This is a genomic window from Sporosarcina sp., assembly GCF_029257255.1.
Taxonomy (GTDB): Bacteria; Bacillota; Bacilli; order Bacillales_A; family Planococcaceae; genus Sporosarcina.
The window spans coordinates 1-4,699 of sequence record NZ_JARICI010000062.1; the positions used below are offsets into that span (position 1 = coordinate 1).

The 4,699-nt window shown below is 43.0% G+C and carries 7 protein-coding genes; all 7 read left to right on the forward strand.

Features of this window, described 5'->3' with window-relative positions; translation table 11 throughout:
- Positions 1–208: HU family DNA-binding protein (locus tag Q1J64_RS12625; RefSeq protein WP_301109437.1), on the forward strand; the 208-nt coding region annotated here is incomplete at its 5' end.
- Positions 209–371: 163 nt separating this feature from the next.
- On the forward strand, positions 372–941 hold the full coding sequence (gene folE, locus Q1J64_RS12630; protein ID WP_301109438.1) for a GTP cyclohydrolase I FolE: 570 nt from the start codon (positions 372–374) through the stop codon (positions 939–941).
- A 65-nt stretch (positions 942–1,006) separates the two neighbouring features.
- The gene (mtrB, locus tag Q1J64_RS12635; RefSeq protein WP_099689429.1) at positions 1,007–1,228 is read left to right on the forward strand and encodes a trp RNA-binding attenuation protein MtrB; all 222 of its coding nucleotides are present in this window, start codon (positions 1,007–1,009) and stop codon (positions 1,226–1,228) included.
- A 36-nt stretch (positions 1,229–1,264) separates the two neighbouring features.
- Positions 1,265–1,996, forward strand: a complete 732-nt coding sequence (locus tag Q1J64_RS12640; protein ID WP_301109440.1) for a heptaprenyl diphosphate synthase component 1 — start codon at positions 1,265–1,267, stop codon at positions 1,994–1,996.
- A 17-nt stretch (positions 1,997–2,013) separates the two neighbouring features.
- A complete protein-coding gene (locus Q1J64_RS12645) occupies positions 2,014–2,709 on the forward strand; it encodes a demethylmenaquinone methyltransferase (protein WP_301109441.1) in 696 nt (231 codons plus the stop codon).
- A 27-nt stretch (positions 2,710–2,736) separates the two neighbouring features.
- Entirely contained in the window at positions 2,737–3,711 is a 975-nt protein-coding gene (locus tag Q1J64_RS12650; RefSeq protein ID WP_301109442.1) for a polyprenyl synthetase family protein, read from the forward strand.
- A gap of 528 nt (positions 3,712–4,239) precedes the next feature.
- Positions 4,240–4,686, forward strand: a complete 447-nt coding sequence (ndk, locus tag Q1J64_RS12655; protein ID WP_301109443.1) for a nucleoside-diphosphate kinase — start codon at positions 4,240–4,242, stop codon at positions 4,684–4,686.
- Positions 4,687–4,699 lie beyond the last annotated feature (13 nt).

The window sequence follows — 4,699 nt, forward strand, 5'->3', positions numbered from 1 at the left end:
TAAAGCTGTTGAAGCTGTATTCGATACAATTCAATCAACTCTTGCTAACGGTGATAAAGTTCAATTGATTGGTTTCGGAAACTTTGAAGTGCGCGAACGTGCTGCACGTAAAGGTCGTAATCCGCAATCAGGTGAAGAGATCGAAATCGCTGCTAGTAAAGTTCCGGCTTTCAAAGCAGGTAAAGCTCTAAAAGACGCAGTGAAATAATTAGAGATGTTACATAGGAGTCCGTCCAGCGAATCTGTTATGCAGATGCGAATGGATGGACTCCTTTCTTTTTACATAATGAAGCAGACTAACTGTACGGAATGTGCGGAATATGCTACTATTTTGGTGAAATAGGTTTTGTTCCTAAGGAGGACATGCTGAAATGAATGAGCAAGAGTTAAATAAAATTGAACAGGCTGTCATGATGATATTGGAAGCGATCGGAGAAGATCCGCAACGTGAGGGCTTACTGGATACACCTAAGCGTGTCGCCAAAATGTATCAGGAAGTTTTTGAAGGTTTGAACAAAGATCCAAAAGACTATTTTGAAGTCGTTTTCCATGAAAATCATGACGAAGTAGTTTTGGTCAAAGATATACCTTTTTATTCAATGTGTGAACATCATTTAGTGCCTTTCTTCGGTGTAGCACATGTTGCTTATATTCCACGTGACGGTGTCGTTGCGGGATTAAGTAAATTGGCAAGAGCTGTCGATACAACTGCACGCCGCCCGCAGTTGCAGGAGCGTATTACATCGACTGTAGCGGACGCGATGATGGAAATGCTGAATCCGATCGGTGTCTATATCATTATTGAGGCAGAGCATATGTGCATGACAATGAGGGGAATTAAGAAACCAGGTTCTAAGACAATCACGACCGTAGCAAGAGGAATATATGAGCACGATGACGTAAAACGTGCGGAAATTTTATCTCTTCTAAGAAGTAACTGAGGTCTTTGCCCAGCGCCTGATTTATATGCTATCATTAAGACCATATAGAGACTGGAGATGCGAACATGACACAACCGGATTATCTAATTATCAAAGCGAAAAAAGATGGCGTGAATGTCATCGGTTTGACGAGGGGCAATGATACGAAATTTCACCATACCGAGAAGTTGGATCGGGGAGAAGTCATGATCGCTCAGTTTACAGAGCACACATCCGCCATCAAAATTCGAGGGGAAGCAGAAATTCATACAGCTCATGGTGTGATTTCGAGTGAAGAAAAAGAATGACCGGCATTAACAGGCTAATTGGAATGGAGCTTACTGATGGAGACAAAAGGTTTTACTGACCAAATCGACAATTATATACAGAACTTGCGGAGTGCGATTTATCAGCCGATTGTTGAACGGGATGCGGGCCATGCACCAATTGATAGACAGAAAGCGTTCTTGCTGTTACTGCCTTTATTGAACGGCGAGCAATGGACTGATGAAATGCGTCAGGCTGCTTTAGCTATTGGTGCTATTCATACGGCGTTTGAAGTCCATGATCAAATTGATTCATTGGATGCTTCTTCTAAAGAACAGCAGCTGATGGTGCTGGCAGGCGACCACTTCAGCGGCATTCATTACAAGTTATTGGCATCGATACCCAATTTTCACCTTATCCGCTCTTTATCTGCTGCAATCGGCCGAATCAATGAATGTAAAACAACATTGCTGCAATCTCCTCCACCTCGTGCGGAAGATCGGTTACAATTGATTGGGGAAGTGGAAGGCGCCTGTATTATGGAATTCTATGAGACGTTCGGCTTTACGCGATATAAATCGATCGCTGAAGTGCTGTTTCCTCTACTGTGGTTGATCCGCAGTAAAGAACTAAATTTGCAAGGTATGAAGTTTCCGCATATAGTGCCGAACACGCAGGATACGGATCATTGGATCGAGCAATTACAGGATAATTTCAATGATCGAGTCAAACAAAGCTTTTTCTTACATAAACCCTTGGTTGATCAATTGCTGAGGATGACAGAACAAGATACTAGCAACTTGAGGTAGAAAGAAGGGACACACACGTGGCGCTTTCAAAAGAAGAGAAAGTTCATAACGTCTTTGAAAAAATTTCGACAGATTATGATAAAATGAATTCTGTGATCAGTTTCAACCAGCATATAAAATGGCGTAACGATATTATGCAACGTATGAAAGTGCAGCCGGGTGCAAAAGCCTTAGATGTTTGCTGTGGTACAGCAGACTGGACGGTGGCACTGGCTCAGGCGGCAGGTCCTGAAGGTGAAGTGACAGGACTGGATTTCAGTGCGAATATGCTTGAATCAGGAAAAGACAAAGTGGCTCCTTATCCAAACCTTACACTCGTACAGGGAAATGCCATGGCACTTCCTTTTCCTGATAACTCATTCGATTATGTAACGATCGGTTTCGGTTTGCGAAATGTACCGGATTATTTGACTGTTCTTAAAGAAATGCGCAGAGTGCTGAAACCGGGCGGAATGGCAGTTTGTCTTGAAACTTCCCAGTCGAAAATTCCAGTCTATCGGCAGGTATTCCGTTTATATTTCAAATATATCATGCCGCTTTTTGGTAAAATTTTCGCTAAAAGCTATAAAGAATATTCATGGCTTCAGGAATCAGCAAATGACTTCCCGGGCATGAAGGAACTTGCGCAGCTGTTTGTAGATGCAGGCTTTGAAGAGGTATCATACAAGTCTTATAGCGGCGGTGCGGCGGCAGGCCATATCGCTTTCAAATAAAAGAGTACATGGGAGAAGGTAATCGGTTTGGAAAAAATTAAGTTGATGTCACTTTATACGGATTTCCGGAAAGATGTGGCCTATATTGAAAAAGAGCTTGAGCGTTCCGTGCAATCTTCTTCTCCCATTGTCCGTCAAGCGTCTTTGCATTTATTGAAAGCAGGGGGAAAGAGAATTCGTCCGATTTTTGTCATTTTAGCAGCACAATTCGGCAACTATTCTCTGGAAAACGCATCCAAGGTGGCCGTGTCACTTGAATTAATACATATGGCTTCATTAGTGCATGATGACGTGATTGATGACTCGGATATGCGCAGAGGTCTTGAAACCGTAAAAGCTAAATGGAATAACCGAGTGGCGATGTATGCTGGGGATTTCATTTTCTCTCGCGCGCTGACTTCTATTGGCGGAATCGAAAAAAAATCGGTGCATGGCATTTTAGCAGAGACAATGCTCGAAATTTGCAAAGGCGAAATCATTCAGATTGATTTCCAACGCCAGACCGATCAAAGCTTGCGGGATTATTTACAACGCATCAAACGGAAGACTGCTTTATTGCTGGCATCCAGTTGTGAATTAGGTGCACTCAGCGCTGATGCGGACGAGGAGACTGTCAGAAGGTTGCGGAGATACGGCTACTTCACAGGTATGGCATTTCAGATTGTGGATGATATCCTCGACATTACCTCAACAGATACAAAGCTTGGTAAGCCCGCAGGCAGCGACTTGCTAAATGGCCATATCACATTGCCTATTTTATACATAAAAGACGATGAAGAATTTAAGCCTTATATGCAACAAGCATTTACAGGCAACATGCCGGAAGAAGAGCGCCAGCAGATGCTGCACTATATCCGGGAAAGCAGCGCAATCGAAAAAGCACAACACGTCAGCGACCTGTATCTCGCGAAAGCCTTAAAAGAACTCGATGGACTGCCAAGCGGGAAATCCAAAAAAGCACTCATTCAAATTGCTGATTTTATAGGACAGAGGAAATATTGACGAACTTCGTTATTATATAATTTTAATTAAAATTTTACATCATGGGGAAGTTATGTTCTATCTGCTCAGTTGATTGGAGTGCAAGGCAGTCTAAGTTCGCCGCGTCAAAGTGCCTTAATTTCTAAAAAACATAGAAATACGGCAAATCGAATCCTCCGCAATTCGATTGGCAACGACTGCATGACTTACTTCGTGTGAGCCCGTGGTGAGTTCGACTCTGGGAGGATCAGCCCGACAGGTGAGACAACTTAGGGGAGCGAAGTGAAAATAGCTTGTAGAAGGAACACGGTATGGCCTTAATTTCTGTAAAGTTCACAGAAATTAAGGCCAAGCGAACCCTTCGCTGTTCGCTTGGCTCACCGCGGGCCCCGCAAGACGAGCGTCCGCCTGGAACGGAAATCAACGGTACTAGGTAGCTTATAGCATGCAGTTTTATTAATTCAACTTATATAGTTGAAAGAAAAAGGCGTCAATGGTACGATTTAAAAGGGTATTTCCCAGATAGACAGATGAAGGAGTGTTTGACAGATGGAAAGAACATTTTTAATGGTAAAGCCAGACGGCGTACAACGTAACCTTGTAGGTGAAATTGTCGGACGTTTTGAAGACAAAGGATATCAATTAGTTGGCGGGAAATTAATGAATATTTCTCAAGAACTTGCAGAACAGCATTACGGTGAGCACAAAGAGCGTCCGTTCTTCGGAGAGCTTGTAGACTTCATCACATCCGGACCAGTTTTCGCAATGGTATGGGAAGGCGAAAACGTTATCTCGACTGCACGCTTAATGATGGGTGCTACGAATCCAAAAGAATCAGCGCCTGGAACAATTCGTGGAGATTTCGCTGTAACTGTAGGCAAGAATATTATTCACGGTTCAGATTCATCTGAGTCAGCAAGCCGCGAGATCAACTTGTTCTTCAAAGAAGAAGAGCTTGTGACTTATGAAAAAACAGTGAACAGCTGGATTAACTAATTGCCAAAAACAG